Genomic DNA, 423 nt, shown 5'->3' on the forward strand with positions numbered 1-423 from the left:
GCAAAACGATCGTTGCGGTGTTGGCGATGCTGCAGATGGTGGACGCGGGTTACCAGTGTGCCCTGCTGGCGCCAACGGAAGTCCTTGCCGCACAACACTTGCGATCGATCCGCGATGTCCTAGGGCCGCTGGCCATGGGCGGCCAACTGGGAGGCGCCGAAAACGCCACCCGGGTGGCACTGCTCACCGGTTCGATGACGGCAGGGCAGAAGAAGCAAGTTCGCGCCGAAATCGCCAGCGGTCAGGTCGGCATCGTCATCGGCACGCACGCGCTGCTGCAGGAGGCCGTCGACTTTCACAACCTGGGCATGGTGGTGGTCGACGAGCAACACCGGTTTGGTGTCGAGCAGCGAGATCAGTTGCGCGCCAAGGCCCCCGCCGGCATTACCCCGCACCTGCTGGTGATGACCGCGACGCCGATAC

Annotated in this window: 1 protein-coding gene; it reads left to right on the forward strand. The window is 64.8% G+C overall.

Annotated elements, in window-relative coordinates:
- The coding region (locus BST12_RS29455) for a DEAD/DEAH box helicase (protein WP_139802099.1) at nucleotides 1–423 on the forward strand (423 nt) is incomplete at both ends.

The organism is Mycobacterium angelicum (genome assembly GCF_002086155.1).
In the GTDB taxonomy this organism is placed as follows: domain Bacteria; phylum Actinomycetota; class Actinomycetes; order Mycobacteriales; family Mycobacteriaceae; genus Mycobacterium; species Mycobacterium angelicum.